The sequence below is a fragment of the Ruegeria sp. BB5 genome (genome assembly GCF_056539405.1).
In genome coordinates, this window is record NZ_JBQFUX010000024.1 from 1 (window position 1) to 2,746 (window position 2,746).

General features: G+C 59.0%; 3 protein-coding genes. All 3 read left to right on the forward strand.

Annotated features, from left to right (window positions below; genetic code table 11):
- A partial coding sequence (locus ACR0DL_RS21435) for a formate--tetrahydrofolate ligase (RefSeq protein WP_480691288.1) occupies window positions 1–1,439 on the forward strand: 1,439 nt, incomplete at its 5' end.
- A gap of 57 nt (window positions 1,440–1,496) precedes the next feature.
- A complete protein-coding gene (locus ACR0DL_RS21440) occupies window positions 1,497–1,802 on the forward strand; it encodes a chorismate mutase (RefSeq protein ID WP_170352146.1) in 306 nt (101 codons plus the stop codon).
- 53 nt (window positions 1,803–1,855) lie between these two features.
- Window positions 1,856–2,746, forward strand: a complete 891-nt coding sequence (gene folD / locus ACR0DL_RS21445) for a bifunctional methylenetetrahydrofolate dehydrogenase/methenyltetrahydrofolate cyclohydrolase FolD (protein WP_170425634.1) — start codon at window positions 1,856–1,858, stop codon at window positions 2,744–2,746.

A 2,746-nucleotide genomic window follows, 5' to 3' on the forward strand; every position in this document is an offset into this window, starting at 1 on the left:
TGGGCGATGGCCTGAACCGCATCGGCAAAAACGCGATGATCTGTATCCGCGAAGCCTCGCTTGGCCCGAACTTCGGGATGAAGGGTGGTGCTGCGGGTGGCGGTTACGCGCAGGTTGTTCCCATGGAAGAGATGAACCTGCACTTCACAGGTGACTTCCACGCCATCACCTCGGCCCACTCGCTGCTGTCGGCGATGATTGACAACCACATCTACTGGGGCAATGAGTGCGAGATCGACATTCGTCGCGTTGCTTGGCGTCGTGTGGTCGACATGAACGACCGTGCGCTGCGTCAGATCACCGCCAGCTTGGGTGGCGTGTCGAACGGTTTCCCGCGTGAAACCGGCTTTGACATCACCGTGGCGTCCGAGGTCATGGCGATCCTCTGTCTGGCCACCGACCTTAAAGATCTGGAAAAGCGTCTGGGTGACATCATTGTCGCCTATCGCCGCGATAAGACCCCGGTTTACTGCCGCGACATCAAGGCCGAAGGCGCAATGACCGTTCTGCTGAAAGACGCGATGCAGCCGAATCTGGTGCAAACGCTGGAAAACAACCCGGCCTTTGTCCATGGTGGTCCTTTCGCGAACATCGCGCACGGCTGTAACTCGGTCATCGCGACCAAGACCGCGCTGAAAGTGGCCGATTATGTTGTCACCGAAGCGGGTTTTGGTGCTGATCTGGGTGCCGAGAAGTTCATGAACATCAAGTGCCGCAAGGCGGGCATCGCGCCGTCGGCAGTTGTTCTGGTCGCCACCGTGCGCGCGATGAAGATGAACGGCGGTGTTGCCAAAGCCGATCTGGGTGCCGAAAACGTCGACGCGGTTCAGTCGGGCTGTGCCAACCTGGGCCGTCACATCGAGAACGTGAAATCCTTCGGCGTGCCCGTTGTTGTCGCCATCAACCACTTTGTCACCGACACCGATGACGAAGTGCAGGCCGTCAAGGATTACTGCGCCGAACATGGTGTCGAAGCAGTTCTGTCGCGTCACTGGGAGCTCGGTTCAGACGGTTCTGCGCCTCTGGCTGAGAAAGTTGTGGAAATCGTCGAAAATGGTGCTGCGAACTTTGCACCGATCTACCCCGACGAAATGCCCTTGTTCGAAAAGATCGAAACCATCGCCAAGCGCATCTACCGCGCTGACGAGGTTCTGGCCGACAACAAGATTCGCAACCAGTTGCGCGAATGGGAAGAGGCCGGATACGGCAATCTGCCGGTCTGCATGGCCAAGACGCAATACAGCTTCTCGACTGATCCGACCCTGCGCGGCGCGCCCACCGGCCACTCGGTTCCGGTGCGTGAGGTTCGCCTGTCGGCAGGTGCCGGGTTCATCGTGGTTGTCTGCGGCGAGATCATGACCATGCCTGGCCTGCCACGCAAACCGGCTGCGGAATCCATCTGCCTCAATGACGCAGGTGAGATCGAGGGCTTGTTCTAAGCGCCCGAATGATACATCTCGTGGTCCGGGGGTATCCCCGGACCGCAGGAGATTGAAATGCCCACTCTGATACCGCCGCAGGACTGCCACTCGATGCGGGAATTGCGGGTTCAGATCGACAAGCTGGATCGCCAATTGATTGAAATGTTGGTGGCGCGCGCAACTTACATAGATCGTGCGTCTCAGTTGAAACCCGGCGAGGGGCTACCCGCCCGCATCCCGGATCGTGTCGAAGATGTGGTGCAGCGCGTGCGCACAAGTTCCGACGAGTTGGGCATGGACCCCGATCTTGCCGAGAAGCTTTGGCGCATCTTGATTGACTGGTCGATTGCCCGCGAAGAACGCGTGCTCGGCCCCGAATGAAGAACCGGGCGCTTTGTGCGCCCGATCCGTTTTTGAAAAGAAGGGATCAAAGGATGGTAGCGCAGGTTATCGACGGTAAGGCCTTTGCCGCAAAAGTACGCGGCCAGGTGGCCGACCAGGTCGCAAAGCTGAAAGAAGAAAACGGCATCACCCCCGGCCTGGCCGTGGTTCTGGTAGGCGAAGACCCAGCAAGCCAGGTTTATGTGCGGTCCAAGGGAAAGATGACCGTCGAGGTCGGCATGAACTCGTACGAGCACAAGCTGGACATCGACACGTCCGAAGAAGACCTGCTGGCGTTGATCGACAAGCTGAACAACGACCCAGCCGTGCATGGTATTCTGGTGCAGTTGCCCCTGCCCAAACACCTGAACGAAGATCTGGTGATCAACTCGATTGACCCGGCCAAGGACGTTGATGGTTTCCACATCTCGAACGTGGGACTGCTGGGTACCGGGCAGAAGTCGATGGTGCCTTGCACTCCGCTGGGGTGTTTGATGATGCTGCGCGACTACCATGGCTCGCTCTCGGGTATGGATGCGGTTGTTGTGGGCCGATCGAATATCGTGGGTAAGCCGATGGCGCAGTTGTTGCTGGGTGACAGCTGCACCGTGACCATCGCACACAGTCGCACCAAGGATCTGCCTGATGTTGTGCGCCGCGCAGACATCGTTGTCGCTGCTGTTGGCCGCCCCGAGATGATCCCGGGCGATTGGATCAAGGAAGGTGCAACAGTGATTGACGTGGGCATCAACCGAATTGAACGGGACGGCAAGAACAAGCTGGTTGGTGATGTAGATTACGCCAGCGCGGCCGAACGCGCCGGAGCGATCACACCCGTGCCCGGTGGCGTCGGACCGATGACCATTGCCTGCCTGCTGGCCAACACACTGACCGCCTGCTGCCGCGCAAACGCCTTGCCAGAGCCCGAAGGCCTGACAGCTTGA

What these genes read in the sequence shown, in the direction of transcription:
- ACR0DL_RS21440 (WP_170352146.1), top strand. Translation starts at nt 1,497, where the DNA reads ATGCCCACTCTGATACCGCCGCAGGACTGCCACTCGATGCGGGAATTG.
- folD (WP_170425634.1), top strand. Translation starts at nt 1,856, where the DNA reads ATGGTAGCGCAGGTTATCGACGGTAAGGCCTTTGCCGCAAAAGTACGC.